This window comes from Ruegeria lacuscaerulensis (genome assembly GCF_013033355.1).
GTDB classification, from domain to species: domain Bacteria; phylum Pseudomonadota; class Alphaproteobacteria; order Rhodobacterales; family Rhodobacteraceae; genus Ruegeria; species Ruegeria lacuscaerulensis_A.
On sequence record NZ_WQDY01000003.1, the window covers coordinates 126,885 to 153,001 of the forward strand.

31 protein-coding genes are annotated in these 26,117 nt (G+C 57.4%); 15 read left to right on the forward strand and 16 right to left on the reverse strand.

Annotated features, from left to right (window positions below; genetic code table 11):
• Nucleotides 1-12: 12 nt before the first annotated feature.
• Complete coding sequence (locus tag GOW48_RS06740) at nucleotides 13-510, forward strand: MarR family winged helix-turn-helix transcriptional regulator (protein WP_170354630.1); 498 nt, start codon at nucleotides 13-15, stop codon at nucleotides 508-510.
• Here the strand turns inward: GOW48_RS06740 and GOW48_RS06745 are convergent, their stop codons facing one another.
• Genes GOW48_RS06745 through GOW48_RS06755 form a run of 3 tightly spaced genes read right to left on the reverse strand, consistent with a single transcriptional unit; the run spans nucleotide 511 to nucleotide 2,359 of the window.
• On the reverse strand, nucleotides 511-1,233 hold the full coding sequence (locus tag GOW48_RS06745; protein ID WP_170752432.1) for a DUF1194 domain-containing protein: 723 nt from the start codon (nucleotides 1,231-1,233) through the stop codon (nucleotides 511-513). It abuts the gene before it with no gap.
• Nucleotides 1,230-1,934, reverse strand: a complete 705-nt coding sequence (locus GOW48_RS06750) for a DUF1194 domain-containing protein (RefSeq protein WP_170752434.1) — start codon at nucleotides 1,932-1,934, stop codon at nucleotides 1,230-1,232. The genes GOW48_RS06745 and GOW48_RS06750 overlap by 4 nt, the downstream gene beginning before the upstream one ends.
• On the reverse strand, nucleotides 1,931-2,359 hold the full coding sequence (locus tag GOW48_RS06755) for a VOC family protein (protein ID WP_170752437.1): 429 nt from the start codon (nucleotides 2,357-2,359) through the stop codon (nucleotides 1,931-1,933). The genes GOW48_RS06750 and GOW48_RS06755 overlap by 4 nt, the downstream gene beginning before the upstream one ends.
• Nucleotides 2,360-2,536: 177 nt before the next feature.
• Here GOW48_RS06755 and thyX point away from each other — a divergent pair, with 177 nt between their 5' ends.
• Both thyX and GOW48_RS06765 read left to right on the forward strand, forming a co-directional pair.
• Entirely contained in the window at nucleotides 2,537-3,448 is a 912-nt protein-coding gene (gene thyX, locus GOW48_RS06760) for an FAD-dependent thymidylate synthase (RefSeq protein WP_170752439.1), read from the forward strand.
• Nucleotides 3,449-3,607: 159 nt separating this feature from the next.
• Complete coding sequence (locus tag GOW48_RS06765) at nucleotides 3,608-3,808, forward strand: hypothetical protein (RefSeq protein ID WP_234899342.1); 201 nt, start codon at nucleotides 3,608-3,610, stop codon at nucleotides 3,806-3,808.
• A 76-nt stretch (nucleotides 3,809-3,884) separates the two neighbouring features.
• On the opposite strand, the gene GOW48_RS06770 is transcribed toward GOW48_RS06765, so the two are convergent.
• Nucleotides 3,885-4,091 (reverse strand): cold-shock protein, encoded by a 207-nt coding sequence (locus GOW48_RS06770; protein WP_008758035.1) that lies wholly within the window; start codon nucleotides 4,089-4,091, stop codon nucleotides 3,885-3,887.
• Between the two features lie 50 nt (nucleotides 4,092-4,141).
• On the opposite strand from GOW48_RS06770, the gene GOW48_RS22615 reads away from it, so the two are divergent.
• Genes GOW48_RS22615 through GOW48_RS06780 form a run of 3 tightly spaced genes read left to right on the forward strand, consistent with a single transcriptional unit; the run spans nucleotide 4,142 to nucleotide 5,034 of the window.
• A complete protein-coding gene (locus GOW48_RS22615; RefSeq protein ID WP_269149578.1) occupies nucleotides 4,142-4,276 on the forward strand; it encodes a hypothetical protein in 135 nt (44 codons plus the stop codon).
• A 30-nt stretch (nucleotides 4,277-4,306) separates the two neighbouring features.
• Nucleotides 4,307-4,624, forward strand: coding sequence for an ArsC/Spx/MgsR family protein (locus GOW48_RS06775; protein ID WP_170752443.1), 318 nt, complete (start codon nucleotides 4,307-4,309; stop codon nucleotides 4,622-4,624).
• A 41-nt stretch (nucleotides 4,625-4,665) separates the two neighbouring features.
• Entirely contained in the window at nucleotides 4,666-5,034 is a 369-nt protein-coding gene (locus tag GOW48_RS06780) for a hypothetical protein (protein ID WP_170752445.1), read from the forward strand.
• A gap of 1 nt (nucleotide 5,035) precedes the next feature.
• Here the strand turns inward: GOW48_RS06780 and GOW48_RS06785 are convergent, their stop codons facing one another.
• From GOW48_RS06785 to thrS, 5 genes are all read right to left on the reverse strand, one after another.
• Nucleotides 5,036-5,554 (reverse strand): DoxX family membrane protein, encoded by a 519-nt coding sequence (locus GOW48_RS06785; protein ID WP_170354610.1) that lies wholly within the window; start codon nucleotides 5,552-5,554, stop codon nucleotides 5,036-5,038.
• Complete coding sequence (locus GOW48_RS06790) at nucleotides 5,551-6,312, reverse strand: HvfC/BufC N-terminal domain-containing protein (RefSeq protein ID WP_170752447.1); 762 nt, start codon at nucleotides 6,310-6,312, stop codon at nucleotides 5,551-5,553. Before GOW48_RS06790 ends, GOW48_RS06785 begins: the two co-directional genes overlap by 4 nt.
• Nucleotides 6,309-7,166: an MNIO family bufferin maturase gene (gene bufB, locus GOW48_RS06795; protein ID WP_170752449.1), complete on the reverse strand. Its 858-nt coding sequence runs from the start codon at nucleotides 7,164-7,166 to the stop codon at nucleotides 6,309-6,311. The genes GOW48_RS06790 and bufB overlap by 4 nt, the downstream gene beginning before the upstream one ends.
• 72 nt (nucleotides 7,167-7,238) lie before the next feature.
• Entirely contained in the window at nucleotides 7,239-7,541 is a 303-nt protein-coding gene (locus GOW48_RS06800; RefSeq protein ID WP_170354607.1) for a BufA1 family periplasmic bufferin-type metallophore, read from the reverse strand.
• A gap of 221 nt (nucleotides 7,542-7,762) precedes the next feature.
• Nucleotides 7,763-9,721 carry a threonine--tRNA ligase gene (thrS, locus tag GOW48_RS06805; RefSeq protein ID WP_170752451.1) on the reverse strand — a complete coding sequence of 653 codons (1,959 nt, stop codon included), beginning with the start codon at nucleotides 9,719-9,721 and terminating at the stop codon, nucleotides 7,763-7,765.
• A 217-nt stretch (nucleotides 9,722-9,938) separates the two neighbouring features.
• On the opposite strand from thrS, the gene GOW48_RS06810 reads away from it, so the two are divergent.
• The 4 genes from GOW48_RS06810 to GOW48_RS06825 all read left to right on the forward strand — a co-directional run bounded on the left by GOW48_RS06810 (nucleotide 9,939) and on the right by GOW48_RS06825 (nucleotide 13,101).
• A complete protein-coding gene (locus tag GOW48_RS06810; RefSeq protein WP_170752454.1) occupies nucleotides 9,939-10,688 on the forward strand; it encodes an alpha/beta fold hydrolase in 750 nt (249 codons plus the stop codon).
• A complete protein-coding gene (locus GOW48_RS06815; protein WP_170752456.1) occupies nucleotides 10,685-11,668 on the forward strand; it encodes an alpha/beta hydrolase in 984 nt (327 codons plus the stop codon). The genes GOW48_RS06810 and GOW48_RS06815 overlap by 4 nt, the downstream gene beginning before the upstream one ends.
• 20 nt (nucleotides 11,669-11,688) lie before the next feature.
• A complete protein-coding gene (locus GOW48_RS06820) occupies nucleotides 11,689-12,303 on the forward strand; it encodes a hypothetical protein (RefSeq protein WP_170752988.1) in 615 nt (204 codons plus the stop codon).
• An 81-nt stretch (nucleotides 12,304-12,384) separates the two neighbouring features.
• Nucleotides 12,385-13,101 (forward strand): alpha/beta fold hydrolase, encoded by a 717-nt coding sequence (locus GOW48_RS06825; RefSeq protein WP_170752458.1) that lies wholly within the window; start codon nucleotides 12,385-12,387, stop codon nucleotides 13,099-13,101.
• On the opposite strand, the gene GOW48_RS06830 is transcribed toward GOW48_RS06825, so the two are convergent.
• Nucleotides 13,092-13,676, reverse strand: a complete 585-nt coding sequence (locus GOW48_RS06830) for a DUF6151 family protein (RefSeq protein ID WP_170752460.1) — start codon at nucleotides 13,674-13,676, stop codon at nucleotides 13,092-13,094. The two genes, GOW48_RS06825 and GOW48_RS06830, sit on opposite strands and share 10 nt — an antisense overlap.
• Nucleotides 13,677-13,681: 5 nt before the next feature.
• Entirely contained in the window at nucleotides 13,682-14,953 is a 1,272-nt protein-coding gene (phaZ, locus tag GOW48_RS06835; protein WP_170752462.1) for a polyhydroxyalkanoate depolymerase, read from the reverse strand.
• Nucleotides 14,954-15,067: 114 nt separating this feature from the next.
• Between phaZ and GOW48_RS06840 the strand changes: the two genes are divergently transcribed.
• The 4 genes from GOW48_RS06840 to GOW48_RS06855 all read left to right on the forward strand — a co-directional run bounded on the left by GOW48_RS06840 (nucleotide 15,068) and on the right by GOW48_RS06855 (nucleotide 18,907).
• Nucleotides 15,068-16,870, forward strand: a complete 1,803-nt coding sequence (locus tag GOW48_RS06840; RefSeq protein ID WP_170752464.1) for a PHA/PHB synthase family protein — start codon at nucleotides 15,068-15,070, stop codon at nucleotides 16,868-16,870.
• 132 nt (nucleotides 16,871-17,002) lie between these two features.
• Nucleotides 17,003-17,449: a phasin family protein gene (locus GOW48_RS06845; protein WP_170354599.1), complete on the forward strand. Its 447-nt coding sequence runs from the start codon at nucleotides 17,003-17,005 to the stop codon at nucleotides 17,447-17,449.
• Nucleotides 17,450-17,582: 133 nt separating this feature from the next.
• Nucleotides 17,583-18,137: a polyhydroxyalkanoate synthesis repressor PhaR gene (phaR, locus tag GOW48_RS06850; protein ID WP_170354598.1), complete on the forward strand. Its 555-nt coding sequence runs from the start codon at nucleotides 17,583-17,585 to the stop codon at nucleotides 18,135-18,137.
• Between the two features lie 11 nt (nucleotides 18,138-18,148).
• Entirely contained in the window at nucleotides 18,149-18,907 is a 759-nt protein-coding gene (locus GOW48_RS06855; protein ID WP_170752466.1) for a trypsin-like serine peptidase, read from the forward strand.
• Nucleotides 18,908-18,910: 3 nt separating this feature from the next.
• Here the strand turns inward: GOW48_RS06855 and GOW48_RS06860 are convergent, their stop codons facing one another.
• Complete coding sequence (locus tag GOW48_RS06860) at nucleotides 18,911-20,125, reverse strand: DegT/DnrJ/EryC1/StrS family aminotransferase (RefSeq protein WP_170752468.1); 1,215 nt, start codon at nucleotides 20,123-20,125, stop codon at nucleotides 18,911-18,913.
• Between the two features lie 215 nt (nucleotides 20,126-20,340).
• Here GOW48_RS06860 and GOW48_RS06865 point away from each other — a divergent pair, with 215 nt between their 5' ends.
• Nucleotides 20,341-21,288, forward strand: a complete 948-nt coding sequence (locus GOW48_RS06865) for a formylglycine-generating enzyme family protein (RefSeq protein ID WP_170752469.1) — start codon at nucleotides 20,341-20,343, stop codon at nucleotides 21,286-21,288.
• 34 nt (nucleotides 21,289-21,322) lie between these two features.
• Here GOW48_RS06865 and GOW48_RS06870 read toward each other — a convergent pair whose 3' ends face one another.
• The 4 genes from GOW48_RS06870 to GOW48_RS06885 are packed head-to-tail and all read right to left on the reverse strand — an operon-like array spanning nucleotide 21,323 to nucleotide 26,051.
• Nucleotides 21,323-22,627 (reverse strand): NAD(P)/FAD-dependent oxidoreductase, encoded by a 1,305-nt coding sequence (locus GOW48_RS06870; RefSeq protein ID WP_170752471.1) that lies wholly within the window; start codon nucleotides 22,625-22,627, stop codon nucleotides 21,323-21,325.
• Between the two features lie 6 nt (nucleotides 22,628-22,633).
• The gene (locus tag GOW48_RS06875; protein WP_170752473.1) at nucleotides 22,634-23,992 is read right to left on the reverse strand and encodes a glutamine synthetase family protein; all 1,359 of its coding nucleotides are present in this window, start codon (nucleotides 23,990-23,992) and stop codon (nucleotides 22,634-22,636) included.
• The gene (locus GOW48_RS06880) at nucleotides 23,992-24,672 is read right to left on the reverse strand and encodes a type 1 glutamine amidotransferase (protein WP_170752475.1); all 681 of its coding nucleotides are present in this window, start codon (nucleotides 24,670-24,672) and stop codon (nucleotides 23,992-23,994) included. Before GOW48_RS06880 ends, GOW48_RS06875 begins: the two co-directional genes overlap by 1 nt.
• A gap of 59 nt (nucleotides 24,673-24,731) precedes the next feature.
• Entirely contained in the window at nucleotides 24,732-26,051 is a 1,320-nt protein-coding gene (locus GOW48_RS06885; protein ID WP_170752990.1) for a glutamine synthetase family protein, read from the reverse strand.
• Nucleotides 26,052-26,117: the final 66 nt, after the last annotated feature.

Below are 26,117 nucleotides of genomic sequence, written 5' to 3' on the forward strand. Positions count from 1 at the left end.
TCGGAGGATCGGATGAGTATGGAAATGCAGGTCTCCGCGCACGGGGCCAAGGGCTTCATGACCAGTTATCTTGAGGCGCTGGCCCTTGTCGAACGGCTGCACCGTTTGCTTCTGGACGTCATCAAGGACGAGTTCGAACGTGTCGGCGTACTTGAAATCAACGCGGTTCAGGCATTGCTGCTTTTCAACATCGGCGATCATGAAGTCACGGCAGGTGAGCTGAAAAGCCGGGGATACTACCAGGGCAGTAATGTCAGCTATAACCTGAAAAAGCTGGTTGAGATGGGCTATATGCACCACCAGCGTTGCGAGATTGACCGCCGCTCGGTCCGTGTGCGTCTGACGCCGCGTGGACGTGAAATTCGTGACACTGTGTCCGAGCTGTTCGCGCGCCATGCCGATGGTTTGCAGTCACGTGGCGTCTTGGGGCTTGAGGGTATCGAGGACATCACCACCTCTCTCCGGCGGGTTGAGCGCTATTGGACGGACCAGATCCGCTACATTTACTGATCAGGGTCGAGTGTGTGGCCCGGCGTCGGACAGGACCAAGCCCTCAAGCTCGCGGATTAGCTTGCGGGCCATCGCATCCTCATAAGCTTCGCATCCGACGGCAACCTCGACAAAGGCGTCGGGGCCTAGAATAACCCAAGCATTGTAGTAAGCGGATAACTCACTAATCTGTACGTCGCGCTTGTCCCCGACATTGGCGTCATCGGGGCCGATCACTAAGCCGTTGATAGTGATTCCGCCCGCTTGCAGTGCTTGTTTCACCTCGCGGGGGTGAGGGCCAATGTTGTGCTTTCCGTCGCCAGAAAGGTCCAGCGTTTGCTTCCAGCACTCGGGCTGTTGGGACAGTAATTCAGCCCCAAACAGCATTGCCGATCCAACTGCTGTCCCCTGAGGCGCCGAGCTGCGCGTTACCGAGTTTAACAGGTTTGAAATGCCAGCTAGTTGTTCGTCGGATCGGATTTCTGTCCAGTCCAGCAGCATGCGCTGATGACTGGCCTCACTCCATTCGAATACGGCGAGCCGCACCGCAGGGCCAAGGCCCGAAAGAAGCAGTTGCTTGACCTTGGGTTGTTGCAGGGCAGCGGCCAGACCACCGAGTTGCAACCTGTATTCGGCGCTATCGACCGAGCCAGAGACATCCAGACCCAATGCAAGGGCCTGTCTGCACTCAGACAGGGCGGGTGTTCCCAAAAAGGCTGCGACAGCGGCAAGGTACCGGATCATTTTGGCGCATCACCGGACAAAGCGCCGATTTGCAGGCCCTGCAATTCCCTCTCAAGCTTCCGGCGCATGGCGCGTTCGAAGTCCTCAAACCCTTGCGCCACTTCAAGAAACGCGCCCGGGCCATGCAGGACATTGTTCTCGAAAAACGGGATAAGGAACAGCTCGCCTTCGAAATCAGCAGCGTTGATGACCAGCCCGTTTACCACGACGTCCTGAAACGGAAAGTGGCGGTAGGCCGAATCCGGCCCGTACCCGTCATTGTTCGACCCATCACCAGACAGATCAATGGTCTGGAAAAGGCAGGGCGGGGCTTGCTGCATCAGTGTCGCGCCAAAAGCCAACGCATATCCCATCGCCGTGGCCGATCCGCTGCCGGAACGAACTGATTGCTGGATCGTCTTGGCTGCAGCCAGCAAATCCGCCCGTGTACGGATCATCGACCAGTTCAGAATGACGCGCTGCGTGCTGCGCCCGCTCCATTCATAGACCGCAAGCGCAACGGGCATTGGCGATGAGAAAAACGCCTCGGTCACTTCAGGCGCGACAAGAGCCGCGGCCAGGCCCTGCCTTTGCAGTGTGTCTTCTGTGGCGTCTACCGAGGTCGATATGTCCATCGCCAAGGCTAGCGCCAGTCGGCAGGTCTCGGCCCGCAAGGGGCTGGCCAATACGGCCAAGCCCAAGGTTGCCAGCCAGCGGATCACCAATGACCGGTACTCTCCATGCTGGCCCAGGGTTCGGCGGGGTCCAGCGCGTCGCCATTTTGCAGCAGCTCGACCGAAATGTTGTCTGGCGAGCGCACAAACGCCATGCGCCCGTCACGCGGTGGCCGGTTGATCACGACGCCATTATCTTGAAGCAGTTGGCACATTTCGTAGATATTATCGACCCCGTAGGCCAAATGACCGAAATGGCGGCTATCGCCAGGTAATCCGTCGTCGCCATCCCAGTTATATGTCAGCTCGATCGGACGATCTTCTTGCCCCGGAGGCGCCATGAAGATCAGCGAAAACCGTCCCTGTTCACTGTCATACCGGCGGGTTTCTTGCAGCCCCAGCAGTTCGTAAAACGCCATGGATTTCTCAAGATCTTTCACACGGACCATGGTGTGGAGGTATGTCAGCCCCATTGCGGTTTCCTTTTTTGTTCAGGTGATGCCATGCACCTTAGCGCGCTAACGTAGTCTGTCGAGGGGCGCAGCGGACACAATTTAGAGTTTGCGCAAGTTAGCGCACATATCGCGGTTCCTGTCGTGGTTTTGCCGATATATAGTGGTCTGCGACTCATTCGCTGGAAAGGAAATTTCATGCCGCTGTCCTCTGACCAACTGACCGAGATCGAAGCGCAACGGGCGCAATCGTATCAAACGCGTCGTGTTGTTGCCCCGGGGATGGAGGATCACCTGTACACCGCGCATCAGGTTCTGGACCACGGTTTTGTGCGTGTGATCGACTATATGGGCGACGACGCGGCGATTTGTCAGGCTGCCCGTGTGTCCTATGGCAAGGGTACCAAATCCGTACAGAATGATGAGGGCCTGATCCGTTACCTGATGCGTCACTGGCACTCGACCCCTTTTGAAATGTGCGAGATCAAGCTGCATGTGAAACTGCCCGTCTTTGTGGCGCGGCAATGGATCCGGCATCGGACGGCGAATGTGAACGAATACTCGGCACGCTATTCTATCCTGGACCGCGAGTTCTATATCCCCGCGCCCGACCATGTGGCGGCGCAGTCCGAGGTGAACAACCAGGGCCGGGGCGACGCGCTGCAGGGGGAAGAAGCCGCGCGCGTTCTTGAGATGCTCAAGGCAGACAGTGCCCGGTGCTATGACAATTACGAGGCGATGATCAGTCAGGATGGTCAGCAGGGTCTGGCACGTGAACTGGCGCGGATGAACCTTCCGGCGAATATCTACACTCAATGGTACTGGAAGGTGGACCTGCACAATCTGTTCCACTTCCTGCGGCTGCGAGCGGACCCCCACGCGCAATATGAAATCCGGGTATATGCGGACACGATGTGCAAAATCGTCGCCGACTGGGTTCCTTTCGCTTACAAGGCGTTTGAAGATTACCGTCTGGGCGCGGTGAATCTGTCGGCGCAGATGGTCGACAGCCTGCGGCGGATGCTGGCCGGAGAGGCCGTGACGCAAGAAACTTCGGGCATGACCGCCCGCGAATGGCGCGAGTTCGAAGCGGTCATTCGCGAAAATTAAACGCATATCGTTTGTCTATACGTTTTGTCGTGAAGCTGTTACATTGGCTTCATGACATGTCTTTCTTACATCCGATTTGCATGCCTCTTTTGCTTGCTTGGCGGCCCGGTTTTCGCCAAGTCTCCGATTGCCGAGGTATTGTGTGAACCGACATCCCGAATGCACGAAAAGCTTGAACGTCAGTTCGGCTCGCAGCGCGCGGCCACCGGGGTGCGCAGTCCCGAACAAATCATGGAAGTCTGGACTAGCGAGAAAGGTGATTGGACGATGGTTGTCACTTATTCGACCGGCACGTCCTGCATCGTTGCGATGGGTCAAGACTGGTTCACGCACGCCGACGCAGATCCGGCGCGCGGTTAACATTGGTCGAACCATAATTGGTCAACGGCCGGAAATTGGCCGTTGCCCTGCTTTGTCTTCCCGTCGGGAGGGGGCCTTACAACGGTTTCAAATCGGCGGCCATCTGGCGACCGTCGCGTCCGTCCTGCAATTCGTATGAGACTTTCTGATTGTCTGCGAGCCCGGTCAGACCTGACCGTTCAACAGCCGAGATATGTACAAATACGTCCTTGCCACCTTCATCGGGGGCAATAAACCCATAGCCTTTAGTGGTATTAAACCATTTCACGGTGCCAGTTGGCATTTCCCGTGTCTCCTTCTACTTACACGTTGTCCCACAAATTGGTGGGGGAAGTGATTGACGCCACCGCCTTTCATCACCGCCGCGCCCACACGCTTCGGCCCGAATTGCGCATTTCGTCTTTTTCAACATTGCACGGTGAAGTAAAAAATCAAGAATTACCGGAACACCTTGGCGAATTTGCCTAAAATTCACACAAGCACAGGAAGCCCCCTAAAATGCGCCTATATGGACTAAAGAACTGTGATACCTGCCGTAAGGCACTGAAATCATTGGGAGGTGTTGATTTTGTCGACGTGCGAGCGGATGGGGTGCCCGAAATAGTGCTGTCACAGGCATTTACACAATTCGGCGAGGCTTTGCTCAACACCCGGTCCACGACATGGCGGGGCCTAAGCGAAGACGAGCGCGCGCGGGCACCGTTGGAGCTGTTGCACGATCATCCGACCTTGATGAAACGTCCTTTGATCGAGCGTGACGGGCAGTTTTTTCTTGGTTGGACGGCGGCGACGAAGGCTGCTCTTGGCGTCGACTGAGCGGATGCTTATCTGCAAAGGCGCAAGCAAGAGGGCGAAAGATGCGTAACGCAGCGATGATTTTGGGTGTGATTGCCGGGCTAATCGGCATGTTGGTCGGTTTTGTCGGCTATGGATATGTCGAACTGATCGACCGGTTCGGAGAGATCGACGGCCTTGCCGAGCAGGTCGACAACGCGCAGCTTATCCAGGCTATGTCGATCCTGGCACCTTTGCTGGCGATTGCCGGAGGGGCTATGGCCAAGGCGAGGGCATTGATTGGCGGGGCATTGTTGCTAATTTCAGCCGGCGGCATGTATTACGCGTTTGGGTTCAATGCCTTTACCATGTTCCCGGTTGCATTTGCCGGGGTGGCAGGGGCCCTTGGGCTGGCCGCAGGTAAACCGGACGAGCCCAAGGCGCATTTCTAAATCACTTTAGACGCAAGATGCGGTCTATTGAAATGGGGCCTGCACCGTTGATCACGATGACCAGGAACAGGAAAGTCCACATGACGCGTTGGTCCATCAAGGTGATGGCATTGTCGAACAGCCCACCCAGTTTCACACCGTGACCGGCGACATCAACGATGGTTTGAACCCATACGAAGCCGATCATGGCCAGGGCTGCGACGCGGGTGAGTAGACCGACCAGCAGCAATGCCGGCAGAACAAACTCGGCCACGGTGCCTAAAAAGATCACGATACGCTGGAAGAAGGTCATCTGGGTGACGTCATACAAAACGGCTTCAGCCGCTTTGGGGAAGATCTGGCCAAAGGCACCGGCTGACGCCGAGAAGATCGACCCGTCAATCTTCAGAGTGGCCGAATTCCAGTAGTAAACAAGCAATACAGCAACAAAAACAAGCCGTGCCAGGGTCGGTGTCAGCCAGTTGGCCGAGCTGTCCAGCCGTCCCAGGACATTGTTGTGAAGAGAGATCAGGGCAGTCATTGTGCCAGCCTTTCGATAGTCACAGAAGTAATGACGCCACCTTGAAGCAGAGGCGCCAGAGTGGCCCCAAGGTCAAACTCGGGGGTGGTAGCGGATACGCTTTCGAATGCTTGACCGATCGTATGACCAGTCTGCATCTTAGATATCCAATCTGCGCCGCCTGCAGGCAGCAGATGCGGCGCGGGATCAAATTCGGGGCGGGTAACCAGCACGTCTTCAGCACCGGGCTGGGGTTTGGGGGCGTCGTCTATGGTGTTGAACCGCCACAAAGAGAATATTGGCCACTCAGAGCGGACCACCTGCATTGATGGTGCGAATTCCAGCTTGGCCCGCATGACCTGTTCTGGGTCCACAGCCAGTGCATCACCCGGTGCAGGCGTGCTGTCCGCCGCGTGGTAGGAGCGACGCAGGGCCAGTTCCAACCGGGCAACGTCGGGCAAATATCCCAGGTGCGAAAGCTGCTCCATTCCCGCTAGAAATTCAGGGAACGCTTCGCCGTAGAACATCATCATCGGCGTCGTCGGGGGATGCTGGCGTAGGAAAATTCCCGACAGACCATCCATGTTCTGAGCGCCTAACAGCTTCGCGATTACCGGGAAGGCCTGATGCATTGCTTCGGTCAGGGACACCGCAACATTGTTGCGATAAACGCTGAACCGTCGGCCTGCCGGTTGGGCGCTTGCATCCACCAACCCCTCTGGAACCGCCTCAGACGGGTTCAAAAGGGCAGTGTGAAAGGTGGATTGAGACACGCTCATGCCGGGATGCGGTCCAATGCCGCTTGTGCCCGGTCAGCCTCGGCTCGAAGAACAGGCCAGTCGGGAACATCTGTATCCCATTCGATCAGGACCGGTTTCGGGCCCGATCTTTCCAGCACGTAGTCCAGCAAGGCCCAGACGGGGTCCACGACCTCGCGCCCGTGGCTGTCGATCAGCAGGGGGCGACCGTGGTCGTCCTCGTCTTCGTCGTGGCCGCCTAGATGAATTTCGCCAACTTTTTCCAGTGGATAGGCGTCAACATAGCTCTGTGGTGAAAAGTCCAGATTGGTGGCCGAGACGAAAACGTTGTTCACGTCTAGCAAAAGGCCGCAGCCAGTGCGGCGCGAGATTTCGCGCAGGAAGTCAGGCTCGGACCACGTACTTTCCTCAAACGCCAGATAACTGGAAGGGTTTTCCAGTAGCATCTGCCGCCCGACAACCTCTTGCACCTGATCGATGTGCTCGCAAATCCGGGCAAGTGTTGCGTCAGTATAGGGCAGAGGCAACAGGTCGTTCAGGAAGTGGCTGTCATGGGTTGACCACGCCAGATGCTCGGAGAAACTGGCTGGGTTCAGCCAGCCGACCAGATGTTTCAGACGGGCCAGATGATCGGGGTCCAATGGGCCTTCGCCGCCAATGGACAGGCCGACACCGTGCACAGAAACAGGAAACTGTTCCGACAGGTGGCGCAGCTGCGCCAGCGGGCGTCCGCCATCGCCCATGTAATTCTCGGCATGGATTTCCAGCCATGCCACCGGATGCGCGTGATCCAGAATCTGTTGAAAATGCTGGGGTTTGTATCCGACACCCGGCGCTGCGGGCAGTCTGTTTGATCGAATAGCGTGGTCCAGCATTACAATAGTCTCCGGTTCGCGACAAAGAGGCGGGCGACAAGGCCCGCCCCTTCGGTTTTCCTAAGCGCGGGCTTATGCCGGCAGGTCGCGGTCCAGCGGCTCGAGCGAGCCTTTGCGGTCCGAACCGTCTGCGGTCTGGGGCAGCTCGATATCGGCGCAGGTGCCTGCGTCGACCAGCGTCCATGCGTTACCCTGATAATCAACGGTCGAAGTACCGGCGCAGGTGGTGCCGGGGCCTGCTGCGCAATCGTTTTCACCTGCCAGCGAAACGCCATAGCACTTTTCTTTGGCTTGGGCGGTTGCGGTGGTGGCGGCACCGGATACGGCGGCTGCGACTGCGGTTGCGATAACCAGGGATTTAGCGGTGTTCGACATCTCGGTAATCCTTTTGATGACTGCGTATGTCCGTGTTTGACACCAACAAAGGTAGTAGCTTGCGGGGCAGAGTTGAATTCACGAGCCCGTGTCTCACAACCCCGTCAGGCACTGTCATGCCCTATTGCAAGTTAACACATTGTTTTTGAAATCTAAAAAGGAAAATATTTCAACCCGGCCCCTATCTTGGGGCCGGATCAGCGGCGAATTTTCACCGAATGTTACAGCAGATCGGGCGGAGTTGCCGACTTGGAAAGTTCAATTGTTACAGCCTCAAGTGATTGAACCTGTGTTTGTTTCTCACCCAGACGGCGAACGCTGACGGTGCGTTCCTCAACTTCACGGTGTCCGATGGCCAGAATGACAGGCACTTTGCCGACTGAATGCTCGCGAACCTTGTAGTTGATTTTCTCGTTGCGAATGTCGGCCTCGGCCCGGACACCAGCGGCGCGCAGGGTTTCGACCACTTCATTGACGTAGTCATCCGCCTCGGAGGTGATCGAGGCGACAACCACCTGACGCGGGGCGAGCCAGAAGGGCAGTTTGCCTGCGTGCTCTTCGATCAGAATGCCGATGAAACGCTCGAACGATCCCAGTGTTGCCCGGTGCAGCATGAAGGGGAGATGTTTTGCGCCATCTGCGCCGATAAAGCTGGCATCCAGACGCTCGGGCAGGTTGGGGTCAACCTGCAGCGTGCCGCATTGCCACGTCCGCCCGATCGCGTCGGTCAGGGTGAATTCCAGTTTGGGTCCGTAAAACGCGCCTTCGCCTTCGAGGATCTCATAGTCGTACCCGGCCGCCTTGCAGGCATCACCAAGGGCCTTTTCCACCAGATCCCAGCTTTCATCCGACCCGATGCGCTTTTCCGGGCGGGTGGATAGTTTAATCGTCCAGTCGTGGAAGCCCAGATCGGCATAGACCTTGGATAGGAAGGCAATGAACTTTGCGGTCTCGGATTCGATCTGATCCTCGGCACAGAAGATATGGCCGTCATCCTGCGTAAAGCCGCGCACCCGCATGATCCCGTGCAGCGCGCCCGAGGGTTCATAACGTGCGCAAGACCCGAACTCGGCCATGCGTAGCGGCAGGTCGCGATAGGATTTCAGACCCTGATTGAACACCTGCACGTGGCAGGGGCAGTTCATCGGCTTCAGCGCGTTGATCGCCTTTTCGCGGGCGTGATCTTCGTCAACCTCGACGATGAACATGTTTTCCTGGTATTTGTCCCAGTGGCCCGAGGCCTCCCACAGTTTGCGGTCAACAACCTGAGGCGTGTTCACCTCGACATAGCCGTCCCGTTCCTGCATCCGGCGCATATAGTCCTGAAGGGTGGTGTAGATTTTCCAGCCATTCGGATGCCAGAAGATCTGGCCGGGGGCCTCTTCCTGCATGTGGAACAGGTTCATCTCGCGACCCAGCTTGCGGTGGTCGCGCTTGGCGGCCTCTTCCAGCATATGCAGGTGCGCTTTCAGCTTTTCCTTGCCGGTGAAAGCCACGCCATAGATGCGTTGCAACATCGCGCGGTCGCTGTCGCCGCGCCAGTAAGCACCAGCGATGGACATCAGTTTGAACGCATCGCCGGGCAGCTGGCCGGTGTGCTGCAGGTGTGGGCCACGGCACAGGTCCTGCCAGTGGCCGTGCCAATACATGCGCAGCGGCTCATCGCCCGGAATGGATTCGATCAGCTCGACCTTATAGGGCTCGTTATTGGCTTTGTAGAATTCGATCGCGCGGTCGCGGTCCCAGACCTCGGTGGTGACGGGGTCGCGCTTGTTGATGATCTCTTTCATCTTTTTCTCGATGAGGCCGAGATCTTCGGGCGTGAACGGCTCTTCACGGTCAAAGTCATAATACCAGCCATTGTCGATGACGGGGCCGATGGTGACTTTGGTGGCGGGCCAGATTTCTTGCACGGCACGCGCCATCACATGCGCCAGATCGTGGCGGATCAGCTCATTGGCCTGTTCCTCATCCTTCATAGTATGGATGGCGATTTGTGCGTCGGCCTCAATAGGCCATTGCAAATCCCAATGCTTGCCGTCGACCGTGGCCGAGATTGCCTTTTTGGCCAGCGAGGTCGAGATATCGGCTGCCACCTGCGCAGGTGTGATGCCTGCGTCATAGGATCGTGCATTGCCATCGGGGAAGGTGAGTGAGACGGATTTTGAATCCAAGGCCATGTTGGCTCTCCTCGTCGGTTTGGCGCCCACTGAACGCCCGGTTGCGGGTTATTTGCGTTTGGCTGCTTTGGCAGGTGGGTGCGCGTGTGTCAAGTGTTGGAGCGAGGGGCGCTGCCCCTCGCGCTCCCCGGGATATTTTTAGCCAGATGAAGGGCGGATCGGGGAATTGCACTTGGGGGTGCGGCGTGCATGATGCAGGGAAGGCAAAGAGGGTTTTATGGCAGTGGCTGAATTTCTGGACACCGCGCAGGGGCGGCGGTTGGCGTATCACAAAAGCGAGGGGGCGGGGCCTACGGTCGTTTTTCTGGGTGGGCTCAAGTCGGATATGGAGGGCACCAAGGCGGTGTATCTTGAGGCTTGGGCGCAGGCGCGCGGGCAGGCGTTTTTACGGTTCGATTACTCTGGGCACGGGGAAAGTTCCGGCACGTTTGAAGAGGGCTGCATTGGGGACTGGCATGAGGATACAGTTGCAGCGATTGAGGCGCTGACCGAAGGGTCCTTGGTCGTTGTGGGATCGTCGATGGGCGGATGGCAGGCGTTACTGTTGGCAAAAGCGATGCCGGAACGGATCGCCGGGATGGTCACAATCGCTGCTGCGCCGGATTTTACCGAGGAAGGGTATTGGGCCTCGTTCAGTGATGAGCAGAAGGCAGCGCTGGAGACGGTGGGGCACGTGGAACTGCCTTCGGACTACATGGAGCCTTACGTCATTACCAAGCGGATGATTGAGGACGGACGGCAAAGGCTGGTCTTGCGCGCAGCGCTGAATTTGCCCTTCCCAGTTCGGTTTTTGCAAGGCACTGCCGATACTGCCGTGTCCACTGAAACTGCAGTTCGTCTGCTGGAGCACGCCGACGGGCCGGATATGAGGCTATTGCTGGTCAAAGACGCCGACCATCGATTTTCGGATGGCCCTTGTCTTGAGCTGATCGAACAGGCGGTACTTGACGTGATGCCATCACAATGAAGCGCGCATTGGTTTGGACTGGTCTGCTATTAGTCGCAGTAGGTGTTGGGACCTATTGGTTTGGTCCACGCGAACCGGTGGAACTCAACCCCACATTCGAGTCACGCAAGTTCGGGGAAGGTGTTCAGGTCTATTTCGAAAGCACAGAATCGGCATATGACGATATCGTACCCGGCGTCGAAAAGCGCGTGATCTGGCAGGACGGTTTCAAAGAGCAGCGCACACCTGTTTCCATTTTGTATCTCCATGGGTTTTCAGCTTCATCCGAGGAAATCCGCCCGGTCCCTGATATGGTGGCCGATGCGCTTGGGGCCAATCTGGTTTTCACGCGGCTTCAAGGTCATGGCCGCAGTGGCGAGGCTATGGCTGAGGGCACGGCCTCGGGTTGGATGCAGGATGTCGCCGAAGCATTGGCCGCAGCCCGCGCCGTTGGGGATAAGGTTGTAGTGATCTCAACCTCAACCGGCGGGACACTTGCAGCAGCAGCAGCGGTAAACCCTGAGTTAAGCCAGGATGTAGCGGGGATGGTATTCGTGTCACCGAATTTCGGTGTGAATGCGCCCGGGGCTTGGATTCCTGGTTTGCCATGGGCGCGAAGCTGGTTGCCTCTGTTGATGGGTGAAACCCGTGATGTCTCGGGGCCGGACGAAGAAAAGAACACTTATTGGTCAGCGTCCTATCCTTGGGAAGCAGTGGTTCCCATGACTGTATTGGTGGATGTGGTCTATGCGCTTGATTTTTCGGATGCGCAGGTGCCGGCATTATTCTGGTTCTCGGATGACGATCAGGTGGTGCGCCCTGATCTAACCCACAAAGTTGCGCAAGCCTGGGGCGGACCCGCTGTGGTCGAACTGGTGACTATGGGCCCCGAGGATGATCCCGCATCGCATGTCATAGCCGGACGCCTGATGTCGCCGGGGCAAACCGATGCGACCGTATCGGGTATTCTGGTATGGCTTAAAACTTTGGGGGTCGAATAACCATGCGAACACCGGGCAGCATGTGGAGCCTTGAGGCGTTGGGCCGCGTGCGACTGTCCAAACATTTCTACATGCGCGATTTCCTGTATTCCGAGATCGGGAATTTCCATGAAAAACAAAACCTTCCCGATAACCCCAACCTTGCCATAGAAACAGGTCAAGCCCTGTGCCAAACCTTGCTGGATCCTTTAGAGGAAACCTTTGGGCGTGTCGCCGTACGCTCGGGCTATCGGTCGCCGTCGCTGAACCGGTTCGGCAATGAAAACCGGCTGAATTGCGCGCGCAACGACAATCCATTGGAGTGCCACATCTGGGATCGGGGCGAAGGGGACACGCGCATAGCGGGGGCTTCGATCGTGATTCCTTGGTTTGCTGATCAGTATGACGCAGGCCGGGACTGGCGGGATCTGGCGTGGTGGATGCACGATCATCTGGACTATTCCGAGATATGGTTTTTTCCCAAACTCTGCGCGTTTAATTTGGTCTGGAGGCCGATGCCCCACAAGCGGATCGACAGTTATATTGCGCCGCGCGGATGCCTGTTGCGACCCGGCGCCGAGCCTGCAGAAAATCAGCATCGACGGCGCGCACGCTATGCAGATTTTCCGCCGTTCAAAGGGATCGCTTATCCCTGAACTTTTGCTTGCCCAGTTCAACAAAACTACGCATCTTACGGAAAACGTAACACAAAGTGGTCGATTTCAAGGAGGCCCTGTGTGATTGAACCGTTGGTATTTCTGCCCGGGTTTATGTGTGATGCAAGGTTGTTCGGCGCCCAGATTTTGCAGATTTCTGGTGCTCGTGCTGTGACGGTTGCCCCGGTATCGGGCGGCGAGCGGATCGAGGAAATAGCCTCGGGGTTGTTGGACCAGTTGCCACATCGCTTTGCGCTCTGCGGGTTTAACATGGGCGGGGTCGTTGCTTTGGAACTTGTCCGTAGGGCTCCTGACCGGGTGACGCGTTTGTGTCTGATGTCTACCGACGCACAGGCCGATACACCCCAGATTGCTGCTGACCGAGAGGAGTTGATCGTAGGGGCCAAATCAGGCCGGTTCGAAGAGGTCATGCAGCGCTTGATTGGAACGGAGACGCTTGCTCCGGGGCCGGGGCGCGTACCGATTTTGAACGAGGTTATGGCCATGGCAAAGGATCAGGGGCCAGAGCTGTTTGAACGGCAGATGCGGGCGCTGCAGAGGCGCACGGATCAGCAACCTGCGCTTAGGCATATAAACGTGCCGACACTGATCATTTGCGGGGCACATGATCAGCTTACGCCAGTCAAGCGGCACCGGTTTATGGCCGAGATGATCCCTAGCGCCGAACTGAAGATTATGGAAGACGCAGGGCACTTGCCCCCTCTAGAGACGCCCGCAGAAGTCACGCAAGCGCTGGAAGAATGGCTGAATATTAGAGTCGGGTTGCCTTACTTATAAAGTGCTGAACGTTCAGCCTTGGTTAGGATAACAGGGGTTCTGATCGGATCACCCGTGCCGATGTCAAAAAACGGAGTGTGCTTCCAGCTTCCTGTCAAAAGAGACTTGAGTACCCGTGAGACAAGCCCGAAAGCCGCGTATCCCAGCTTTTCATGCTCTTGTTTGCCGCCGGGATTGGGAACAAAGCCACGTGTGGTGATAGGGCCGAGGGCGGATGTATCCAACATGCGCGCGACAATGAATCCTGCGAATGGGAATTTCGCTGTGCGTGACGTGGTGGCCAATGGGGCATCACAACAACTGGCGTACCAGCGCAGCATTCCTTTTGGGCTGAGTTGCATCAATGCCAATTGTTCGGCACCGGTTTCGATACGAACTTCTTCGGGCAACATCTGCAGAACTTCGACCGGCCCGGGCGCTGGATCGGGTTGGTTGAAATAGAGCTGGGCCGCGCGGCAGTCGTTGCAATAGCAAACGACATGTGTCGAAGACCTTATACCTGCCGCGGTAATATGACCGCGCAGACAACCACACGAACAGGCAAAGGCTGTATCCACTGCCTTTGCCTTACGCATCTTGGTCAGGCGACTTTGTTTTTATTTGCCGGGCGACGTTGAGGCTTGCGCGTGTTGGCGTTCATGAAATCGATAACCAACGGACGAATATTGTCGCGCCAGCTTCGCCCTGCGAAGATGCCGTAGTGGCCAGCGCCGGGCTCGACGTGGCTGGCTTTTTTCGAAGCGGGCAGGCCGGTGCAAAGTTCAAGCGCTGCGATACACTGGCCAGGCGCAGAGATATCGTCATTCGCGCCTTCAACCGTTTTAACTGCTACGTCAGTGATCTTGCCGATATCTACTTTGTGTCCCGCTACAATGAATTCGTTCTTTGCAATTTCACGGTTCTTAAAGATGCGCTCCACGGTGGACAGGTAGAACTCGGCCGTCATGTCCATCACTGCAAGGTACTCATCGTAAAAGCGGTTATGTGCGTCATGGTCCGACGCCTCACCGCGCATGACGCGCTGAATTTGGTCCGAGAACGCCTTGGAGTGGCGATCCCCATTCATCGACATGAATGAGGCAAGCTGCAGCAGGCCGGGATAGACCATACGCCCGACGCCTTTGTACTTGAAGCCCACGCGTTGAATCATCGTTTCTTCCAACTGCCCCATGGTCACGCGGCGGCCAAAATCGGTGACGTCAGTTGGCGTTGCATCCGGGTCCACTGGTCCTCCGATCAGCGTCAGGGTGCAGGGTTGTGCCTTTGGCTCGACTTCGGCCAAATAGGCTGTCGCGGCCAAGGTCAAAGGAGCAGGTTGGCAGACGGCAACTACATGCGTTTCAGGGCCGAGCTCCTTCATGAAATCAACAAGATATAGCGTATAGTCCTCGACATCGAACTTGCCCTCAGACACAGGGATGTCGCGCGCATTATGCCAATCGGTGACATACACTTCGCAATTTACCAGCAAGCTTTTGACTGTGGACCGCAACAGGGTGGCGTAGTGCCCGGACATGGGCGCAACCAACAGAACCTTGCGAGGTTGTTCTTTTCGTCCGTTGACGCGGATGTGGATCAGGTCACCGAAAGGACGCTCCAACACAGGCACGATGTCTACCAAATGGTCCTTACCATCTTCGCAGGTGAAGGTGCGAATGCCCCAGTCGGGTTTGACAATCATTCGCTGAAATGTCCGTTCGGTCACTTCGCCCCAGGCAGCCATCATGCTGAACGCGGGATTGGGTACCATTGCAAACAGCGGGTACGAAGCCATCGCACTTGCTGTCGCGCCCATCCATTGGTTGGTATTGCGCATGGTTTCCATCAGATCGTAGGTCATCATGTAGCGCATGGATTGGGCTCCCTATGAGTGTCAGCCTGTACGTAAGGACTTTTCGTCGCTTTGCCTTATAGTTTCCGCGACGTTATTCTGCATAGCAGAAAATAGTAGGGGGGAATTGTTAAAATGACAACAACCGAAGACCGATCGCCAGAGCTGACCGAGGAACACCTTGAACGGCTTAAAGAAAATATGAACAAAGTCGAAGCTTTGTCGAAGCGGCTGGTTGAAGTCATGGCTGGAAAAACTGCGCATTCCCCCGCGTTAGATGGCCCGAATCAAGATCTTTTTGCAAAAGCAGCAACGGCCTATATGACCGAGGCATGGCAAAATCCTGCCAAGCTGTTGGAGCATCAGATCGAGTTTTGGGGAAAGTCAGTTCTGAACTTTGCCGAAGCGCAGCAGGCTCTTGCGTCCGGAAACCCCGATGCTGCGGAACCCGGCCCGAAGGACAAGCGGTTTTCCAATCCGATGTGGGACACAAACCCCTATTTCCGCTTTGTACGTCAGCAATACCAGACAAACGCCCAAGCGATCGCTCAGGCGGTCGCATCAGTTGACGATATGCCCGAAAAAGACAAGCAACGGCTTCAGTTTTTCTCGCAGCAGATCATCGATATGATGTCCCCTACGAATTTTCTGGCCACAAATCCCGATGCCTTGGAAAAGGCGGTTGAGACCGAAGGTCAATCCTTGATTAAAGGTCTGGAGAATCTCGTCTCAGATCTCGAAGCCAACAATGGCGAGATGGTCGTACGTCTGGCCGATGACAGCGCGTTCGAGATTGGAGGCAATATTGCCACTACACCGGGTGAGGTGGTCTACCGCAATGATTTGATGGAGCTGATCCAGTACAAACCCGCGACCGAGACCGTTTTCGAAACACCGATTATTCTCTTTCCGCCTTGGATCAACAAGTTCTACATTCTGGACCTCAAGGCGCAGAACAGCCTGATCAAGTGGGTGACTGAACAAGGCTATACGCTATTCGTTGTCAGTTGGGCGAACGCGAACGCCTCCCACGCGGATATCGGGATGGGCGACTATATCGAGCAAGGCTATCTGACCGCGATTGAGCAGGTGAAACAGATCTGCAAGGTCAAGCAGGTCAACGCTGTAGGCTATTGTATTGCGGGAACGACGCTTAGCCTGACCTTGTCGCTGCTCAAACAGCGCGGGGACAAGTCGATCAAGTCGGCCACATTCTTCACCACCTTGACCGACTTCGGAGATCAGGGCGAGTTTACCCCGTTCCTCCAGAATGACTTTGTCGACGGGATCGAGGATCAGGTCGGCAAAGACGGTGTTCTCAAAGCCTGGGTGGTTGGGCGGACGATGTCTTTCCTTCGGTCCAATGACCTGATCTATGGTCCTGCAATCCGTAGTTATATGATGGGCGAAACCCCCCCGGCCTTTGATCTGTTGTTCTGGAACGGGGATGGAGCAAACCTGCCCGGTCGAATGGCAATCGAATACCTTCGGGGTCTTTGCCAAAGCAATGATTTCGTCAATGATGGGTTCGAGCTATTGGGGCATAAGCTGCATATCCGCGATGTGGATGTGCCATTGATGGCCATAACATGCGAAACGGATCACATCGCGGCATGGAAAGCCTGCTACCGTGGCGTGCAGCAGATGGGCTCGCGGTCAAAAACGTTTGTTGTCTCGCAATCCGGCCATATCGCGGGGATTGTCAATCCGCCCAGCAAGAAGAAATACGGACACTATACCAATCCCGATCTAAAGGCGGATGCCGATGATTGGATGAACGAGGCAGATTTCCATGAGGGATCGTGGTGGCCTCTTTGGGAAGCTTGGTTGAAAAAGCGTTCTGGCAAGCAAATCCCGGCGCGTGAACCGGGCGATTCGGACCATCCGTCTTTGTGTCCGGCACCCGGAAGTTATGTTTCGGTCAAGGCAACCGATTGATTTATCAGGGAACTCGAAGTTTTTGCTGCACCGCAGCAAGAAAATTCTTGCAATGCTGCGGTGCAGCAATCATATTGTCCTCAAGCTGATGAAAACCGGGGCAGGCCCGGTTCGGCAAAAAGGATTTGGACAATGGCTAAGACACAAGACTTCACCGCTGCTCTGAAAGACATCATGGGCGCGTTTCCCGTTGACACCACCGCACTGGAAGGTGCCTTCAAGTCGACCGCAACCCTGAACGAAAAACTGTCGGGTGTTGCTCTCGAAGCTGCAGAGAAATCGGCAGAAATCTCGAACAAATGGACCAAAGACACTCTGGCCAAACTGACCGAGATGTCGAAAGCAAAAGCAGAGCCTGCTGACTACGCAAAAGCCGCAACCGACTTCGCAAGCGCGTCGGCTGAAGTTGCCGCTGAAAACATGGCTGCTTTCGCTGAAATCGCGAAAAAAGTTCAGAGCGAAACTGTCGAGCTGCTGATGGCTGCCGGTAAAGACGCTGCAGAAGACGCAACTGCTGCTGTCAAGAAAGCCACCAACGAGGTGACTGCTGCTGCCAAGAAAGCAACAGCTGCCAAGTAAGTAAGGCCGCGAGGCGCACCCATCCTCCCATCTGGTGCAATCGCGTCGGGCAGGTCGAAAGACCTGCCCTTTCTTTTTGTTCTGCAGTCGCATAATCTCTGCTGCAACGCATCATCCTTGGGGAGGGTAAACGGTGTCAGAACAAGAAAAACCGTTGTTGATCAAACGCTATGCCAGCCGTCGGCTGTATAACACCGAGACCAGCGACTACGTCACGCTAGAGGATATCGCCGTGTTCATCCGCGATGGACGCGAAGTGCAGATTATCGACCTGAAGACAGGGGATGACCTGACACGCCAATATCTGTTGCAAATCATTGCGGAACACGAAAGCCGGGGCGAAAACGTTCTGCCGGTGAACGTGCTAAACGATCTGGTCCGCAGCTACATGCTACCGGGCGGGGGTATGATGCCTCAGTTCCTGCAAAGCTCGTTCGAGATGCTGCGCGAGAGCCAGTCGAAGATGATGGAAAACATGAGCGCCATGAACCCGATGTCGCAGATGCCGGGGTTCGAAGCTATGCAGGCGCAGCAACAGGCGTTTTTGAAGGCGATGACCGGTGGACTTTCGGGCAACTGGTCCGGCCCGGACAAAGAAGACCAGCCTGCGACAGAACCCAAAGAGGATCTGGACGAAATCAAGAAACAACTGGCTGAGCTGCAGCAAAAGCTATCCAAGCTGAATTGACGCGACCGGTAATGCTCTGGCTTGTTTTGGGTGTCGCATTGGCATGGTCAAGCCCTGCGCTGTCTCAAGGTGTTTATTCGGATGATTGGTCCGAGGTTTGCCGGTTGGGCAGCGCGGCCTCACTCGGTTGCGACGCCGTGCGTGAACGACAGATCCAGGACGCGACGCAAGTGCCCTGGCGCGCAGTCGGGCGGGTCAATTTTGCAGGTCGGGACCAACGATCACATTGCACTGGCACTCTGGTGGCAGAGCGTTTGGTTCTGACTGCGGCGCATTGCCTTTTCAACACGGCACGCAACCGTTGGATCCCACCCGCCAGCATACGGTTCGCAGCTGGTTATCAGCGAGGAGAAGCGGTCGCGGTCTCGGGCGTGTCGGGCTATCGGCTGCCGCCCGGGCAGGGACCAACAACATTCAACCGGCGCGCGGATCTAGACTGGGCGCTGCTGGAACTGACCGAGCCTTTTGGACAACAGATCGCACCGGTGCCTTTAGCGAAAACCGCTGCGCCCTCATCCTATCTGGTGGGCTATCCCGGCGTGCGGCCGCATGTCCTGAGCCGCACCCCGTCATGCCCGCCAACCCGCGCAGAGCAAGGAATTTTAGTGGCTATTTGCCCCGTGATGATGGGGGATTCGGGTGCGCCGCTTTTGGTGGATGGCCCGGAGGGGCCACAGGTGGCAGCCGTTCTGTCGCGTGTTGCCGCGACCGCGCAAGGGGTCACGGCGCTGTTTGTCTCGTCGGACCTTGTTGGTCCTCAAGGGAACTAGCAGCTAGGTGCCATAGACCGGAACCGGCCCGGTTACTTCACCAACCGAAGCCAGTAGGATGTCGGCGATCACGTCTAGTTCCTCACGCGTCAGACGCACGGGCAGGCGCACGTCACACGCCTTCATCAGCATGTCACGCGTCTGCGGCAGTTCAAACTGTTCCGGCAGGAACTGCCAATTCCAAAAGGCGCGAGCGTTATCCGCGCTTTGACCAAAGACCTGAACCTTGACCCCACGCGCCTCGGAGGCTTCGGCAAAGGCGCGGATCTCGTCATCGCTGAGGCCCACCAGATTGAACTGGATCGAATCCGGTGCGCGGCGCTCGGGCGACAGGGGGGCAGGGACGTCGATGAAATCCGAGCCATTCAGACGCTCGGCCACATAGTCATGATTGGCCAAGCCATCCTTGACGCGCCGCGCCAGTTCGGGGATCTGGGGTCGGATCACGGCGGCGCTGAGGTTGCTCATCCGCAGGTTATACAGCGGCAGCTTGTTCTGCCAGCGGGCAAAGGCCTGCTCCAACTCGGGCGAGTTGTCGCCGTGAGGGGTTTTGTGTTTCTTCCAGTTATGCTCATACGCGCCTGACATGATCACGGCCTGCGCCACCAGATCGGCGTCATCGGTGATCAGAATGCCACCTTCGCCCGCGTTGATCATCTTGTAGGACTGGAACGAAAAACAACCGACCTTGCCAATCGTGCCGATATTCTTGCCGTGCCATGTGGTGCCCAGCGAATGCGCCGCGTCCTCGACAACTGGAATGTCACGCGCGTTGCACAGCGCCATGATCGCGTCCATGTCGGATGTATGGCCGCGCATATGGCTGATGATGACGGCCTGAACACTGTCCAGCTTGGCCTCGAAATCGGCCATGTCGATGCGATAGTTCTCGCCCACTTCGCACAGCACCGGGATGCAATCCGCATGAACGACCGAGGACGGCACGGCCGCAAAGGTAAATCCGGGGATCAGCACCCGCGCATCCCGAGGCAGACCCAATGCCTTGAGCGACAGGAACAAAGCGGCCGAGCAGGACGATACGGCCAGCGCGTATTTCGCGCCCAAAAGGGCCGCGAATTCGCTTTCCAGAAGCGCGACCGGCGCGTCTTGCGGCGCGGTATAGCGGAACAGGTCGCCCGATTGCATCAGGGCGTCGATGGCCTCACGCGCGGCGGCAGGGATGGGTTCGGCGTCATGAACGTTAGGAGGAAGCGTCATATTTGATTTTCCCAAATTCTATCTTTGGAAAAGATAAAGCTAAAAGAACGTCAATCCAAGCCCCTACGTGACTATGCAGCAAAATTTCACTTAACTGTCGCAATCCAGAGGATAACTTCGTTCGGACCCCGGATAGCGCCTTGCATCCGTTGGGGAATCCGGGTGGCAATGGGAAAATCTAAACATTGCATTTCACGGTTCGGATTGTTCCCATCATGCTTGCTAGACTTGCTTTTTCATTGTCCATTCTCGCTCTGCCAGCTCAGGCGCAATACGTCCTGTCCGACGGAACCGAGGTCGCCCCGCTTGAGATGTTTCAGGAATGCGACGTCTGCCCCGAGATGATCGTGTTGCCGTTGGGAGAGTTCCTGATGGGCGGGCCGCCGGGTGAATCTCGTTTGAATATTCACTTGGGCGCGAATCCTATGCGGTGGGCCACTCCTGAGGATCCCTATATCGCGTACCACGAGGGCCCTGTTCATCCTGTTAAGATTGATATGCCAATTGCTATTGGTCGAAATGAAGTGACGCATGAACAGTGGATGGCGTGCGTCAATGACGGTGGCTGTGGAGGGCATGTTCCGCGCGATTGTATATTACAGCGCGATGCTGCCTGCGTAGATGTTCGGGGCAACTACCCGGTTGTTGATGTCTCTTATTCCGACGGCGTGGCTTATACAAAATGGCTCAACGACAAGATTGGCGCCGATGTGTACCGTTTGCCAAAGGAAGCAGAGTGGGAGTATGCAGCACGCGCCGGAACGCAGACCCCATTTGCTCAGGGTGAGGAAGTAACCACCGATCAAGTCAATTTCCACGGCAAACCAACCGAAGAGATGTTGGGTGTCAAGCGTCCGGAACTGGCACGGCGTGGTCATCCGGTTCGGGTTGATGATCTCGACGCCGCCAATGCGTGGGGATTGCGCCATATGTCAGGCAATGTAGTTGAGCGTACAATGTCTTGCTGGACTTCAACTCACATAGGTTCTGCGACTGTAAGTGACTATCTGCGACACGCTATGTTGCCTGCGTGTACAGACCGCGTCGGGAGAGGTGGTGCCTATTGGACCGCTATGGATTTCTCTAGGGTCGCTTCGCGCGGGCGAGTAGATGAGGACGCAAGGCTAATGGCCGCTGGGTTTCGAGTGCTACGCGATTTTTGATAGTCTGCATGACCTCAGTTAACTGGGGGCTCGATCACACCCCCAGCCGATCCCGCAAAGCAAACCACGTCATCGCCAGCACCAGCAGGGGGCTGCGCAAGGCGGGGCCTCCGGGGAAAGGTAGGGCGGGGACGCGGGCCATGGTGTCGAACCCTTCGGCCTGCCCCTGAATGGCCAGTGCCATCAATTGCCCCGCATGGGTGGCTGTTCCGACCCCGTGACCAGAATAGCCCGAGGCTGACAGGATATTGGGCGCAACCCGCGTCAGATACGGCATCCGCCGCATGGTAATCGCCAGCGTGCCGCCCCAGGCATAGTCGATTTTGACGTCGCGCAGGTGTGGAAAAATCTCGACCATTGGTTTGCGGACCTTGGCGGCAATGTCTGCCGGGAAGCGATAGCCATAGCTTTCGCCGCCGCCAAACAGCAATCTGTTATCCGCGCTAAGGCGGAAATAGTTCACCACGAATTTCGTATCGGCCACCGCCACGTCTCGGGTCAGAACACGGGCGGTATCGGTGCCCAAAGGCTCGGTCGCGGCGATAAAATTGTTGATCGGCATGACCCGCGCGGCGACTTTGCCGTTCAGGCCGCCAAGATAGCCGTTGCAGGCCAGAACGACGTGATCGGCTGTGACCTTGCCCTGTGCGGTGTGGACTATGGCGGGTGCGGTTTCCTCGACCCCCGTCACCTCGGTGCTTTCATACATCCGCACGCCTGCCTTGGCTGCTGCCTGCGCCAGACCCAGAGCATAGTTCAGCGGATGTAGATGCGCGGCACCCGTGTCCAGATAGCCGCCGCGATAGGCGGGCGAGGGGCACAGACCGTGGCTTGCGCCTTCGTCCAGCAGTTCCATCTGGTCATAGCCATAGCGGTCGGACAGATGCGCGGCGTGGTCGTGCAATTCCTGCTGCTCGCCTGCGGACAGGCCCAGAACGGCAACGCCCGGTTTCAGGTCGCAGTCAATCTGGTGCTTGGCGATCAGGGATTTGACCAGCGCCTTCGCGTCCTCGGCCAGATCCCACAGCTTCGCCGCATCGTCGTCGCCAACCAGCCGCTCAAGATCTTCCTGATCCATCCGTTGGGCGCTGCCCAATTGCCCGCCATTGCGGCCTGATGCGCCAAAGCCCACACGATGTGCCTCAAGCAGCACAACGCTGAACCCGGCCTCGGCCAGATGCAGCGCAGCGGACAGGCCGGTATAGCCGCCGCCCACCACGCAAACATCGGCCTTTTCATCACCCGCCAGCACCGGAAAGCGGTCAATCGAATTGGCCGTGGCCGCGTACCAGCTGGCCGGGTATTCAGCCTTGCGGTCGTTGGAATAAAGCAGGTTCATCGCGGATCATACGTTCAGCAGTAGATGCTCACGCTCCCACGGAGAGATGACCTGCAGGAACTCTTCATACTCGGCGCGTTTGACGATGCCATAGACGCGGGCAAACTCGGGGCCCAGAACCTCGTGCAGGGCGGTCGCTTCATCGAACAGGTCCAGAGCATTGCCCATGACCTGAGGGATATCGCCTTCGCCTTCGTAAGCGTCGCCATAGAACTGACGGCGCGGGCGTTCCTGTTGGACCAGGCCCAGATAACCGCAGGCCAGTGACAGCGCTATGCCCAGATAGGGGTTGCAGTCCATCCCGGCGATGCGGTTTTCGACGCGCCGCGCCTCGGGCCCCGACAGAGGCACACGGATGCCGGTGGTGCGGTTGTCGCGCGCCCATTCCAGATTGATCGGCGCGGCGTGATCTTTCACATAGCGGCGATACGAGTTCACATAGGGCGCCATCACAGCCAGACCCGAGGGCAGGTGGTTCTGCAACCCGGCGATGAAGTGGTAGAACGCGTCCGTCTCGCCCCCTTGTGGACCCGAGAAGATATTTTGCCCCGTCTCCATGTCGATGATCGAATGGTGGATATGCATGGCCGAGCCCGGCTCGTCCACGATCGGTTTCGCCATGAAGGTGGCAAAACAATTGTGGCGCAGCGCGGCCTCGCGGATCAGGCGTTTGAAATAAAATACCTCATCCGCCAGCTTGACCGGATTGCCGTGGCGCAAGTTGATCTCCAGCTGGCCCGCGCCGCCTTCTTGCGTAATGCCGTCAATCTCGAATCCCTGATGCTCGGCGAAATCGTAGATGTCGTCTATCACCGGGCCGAATTCGTCCACGGCCGTCATCGAGTAGGCCTGCCGCGCCGCCGCCGGACGGCCCGAGCGTCCCATCATCGGCTTGATACTTTGTGCGGGGTCGACGTTGGGGGCGACCAGAAAGAACTCCATCTCGGGCGCCACGACGGGTTTCCAGCCCTTGTCGTGATACATCTGGACCACGCGTTTCAGCACATTGCGCGGGCTAAACGGGATCGGGTTGTCATCACGGTCATAAGCGTCGTGGATCACTTGCAACGTCCAGTCGCCCGTCCACGGCGCGGCGGATGCGGTCGTGAAGTCGGGCTTAAGGATCATGTCCCGTTCGATGAACCCGTCCTCACCCGCGGCCTCGCCCCAGTCGCCGGTAATGGTCTGGTAAAAGATGCTGTCGGGCAGGTGGAAATAGCTTTGCTTGGCGAATTTCGAAGCTGGCACAGCCTTGCCACGCGCGATGCCGGGCAGGTCCGAGATAATGCATTCGACCTCGTCCAGTCGGTGGCCTTCGAAATAGCTGCGGGCTGCCTGTGGCAGTTGGTCTGTCCAGTCGGCCATCAGGCCCTCTCTTTCTTCAAAAACTCCGCCATGAACTGCCCGATTTTGGGGTTGTCGTCATTGGCGGGCAGGCGGTCAGTGGCCGCTTGCATCAATTCATCGGGGACCACGCCCTTGCCGCGTGTCTCGATCAGGCCCTGGATAAAGCTGTCACCATATTCAGGGTGGGCCTGTACGGTCCAGATCGTGTCGCCATAAGCCACCATGGCGTTGCGACAGAAATCGTTGGTACCGGTGACGCGTGCGCCGTCGGGTAGGGCGACTACCTGATCCTGATGCCACGCATTCAGCGTAACTGTTTGGCCATCAAGGTCATAGTCGGTGCGCCCAACGGCCCAGCCTCCGGTGAACTTTTCAACCTTTCCGCCCAGCGCCTGTGCGATGATCTGGTGGCCAAAGCAGACGCCAATCAGCGGCTGGCCTTTGTCGCGGATCGCGCGGATCAGATTTTCCAGCGGGGGTATCCACGCGTGATCCTCATACGCCCCATGGCGCGAGCCGGTGATGACCCAGCCGTCGGCAGAGTCTGTGCCGTCAGGGAACTGGCCGTCCACCACGTTGTAGGTCTGAAACGTAAAGCCGTTGCCGCCCAGCAGGGTACGGAACATGCCGTCATATGTGCCGAAGTCTGAACGCAGCTCATCCGGAGGGTGGCCGGTTACAAGGATGCCGATTTTCATAGGTCACCAAATTTGATCAAATTCATTCTAACGAACCAAAAGGGGCCGGGCAAGGGGGGTCAGACGGCCTCGACGTAGCTTAGCCAGTGCTCTTCTGGGGGGCGCTCGGCGAAGCGGCGGATTTCCTGCCGTTTGGTCATCGCCAGAAAGCGGATCATATCAGCGGGGAAGATACGCGCCACGTGGGGATCGGATTCGAAGGTAGTGATCGCGGCCTCCCAATCGCCGGCCAGTTGGGGCAGGCCGTCGATATCATAGGCGTTACCGGTGATCGGGGCGGGCGGGTCGGTTGCGTCCTCGATCCCGTTCATCGCAGCACCCAGAACGGCGGCCAGCATGAGGTAAGGGTTGATGTCGCCTCCGGCCACACGATGTTCAATCCGGCGGGCGGCAGGGGCGCCGCCGGGAATGCGGAGGGCGGCAGTGCGGTTCTCATAGGCCCAGCTGGCGCCGGTGGGCGCGTGGGCGCCGGGAACCAGCCGGGTATAGGAATTGCCATGCGGCGCAAAGATCAGTGTGCTGCCGGGCATCGCCGCCAGACAGCCTGCAATGGCGTAGCGCAGCGTGTCCGTCCCCTCGGGGCCTTCATTGTCAAACACATTGCGGCCCTGATCGTCTACAACCGAGAAATGCACATGCATTCCGTTGCCTGCGTCATCGGCATAGGGTTTGGACATGAACGTCGCGGTGAACCCGTGTTTGCGGGCAAGACCGCGCGTCAACACCTTGAAAAGCCATGTATCATCAGCACAGCGCATTGCGCCCTGATGGTTCAGGTTGATCTCGAACTGGCCAATACCGCTTTCGGAAATGGCGGTCTGGGCGGGAATGCCCATCGCGGCGCAGCCATCGTAAAGCTCGGTGAAAAAGGCATCGAATGCGTCCATCTCGGCCATTGACAGCACGGCCTCATCCACCAGCCTGCGCCCGGTAATGGGGTTCATCGGCGGTTGTGGCTGCGCGCCCGAGGAATCGAGCAGAGTGAATTCCAGTTCGGTCGCCGCGATCACGGACCAACCGCGCTGGGCATAGCGGTTCAGTACAGCGCTCAGCGCGTGGCGGGGGTCTCCGGCGAAGGGGGTGCCGTGGTCGTCGTACAGACACATCGGCACCAGTGCGGTGTCCACCTCAAGCCAAGGCATAGGGACCGCACCGCGATCGGTGGGTAGCAGCACACCATCGGCATCACCGGATTCAAACACCAGCGGACTGCCGTCAATATCCGCGCCCCACAGGTCCACATTCAGCGCCGAGAACGGCATCCGCACGGAGCCTTTGTCCAGCTTGTCGGAATACGAGGGCGGCACGCGTTTGCCCCGCAACTGACCGTTCAGGTCACAGGCTGCAACGCGAAAACTGTGCAAGGCGCTCAGGTCCATCGGGGGCTCCATCATTGTGGTTCCCCCGAGGTTTAGTCGACACGACGCGCCTTGTCACGAAATTTG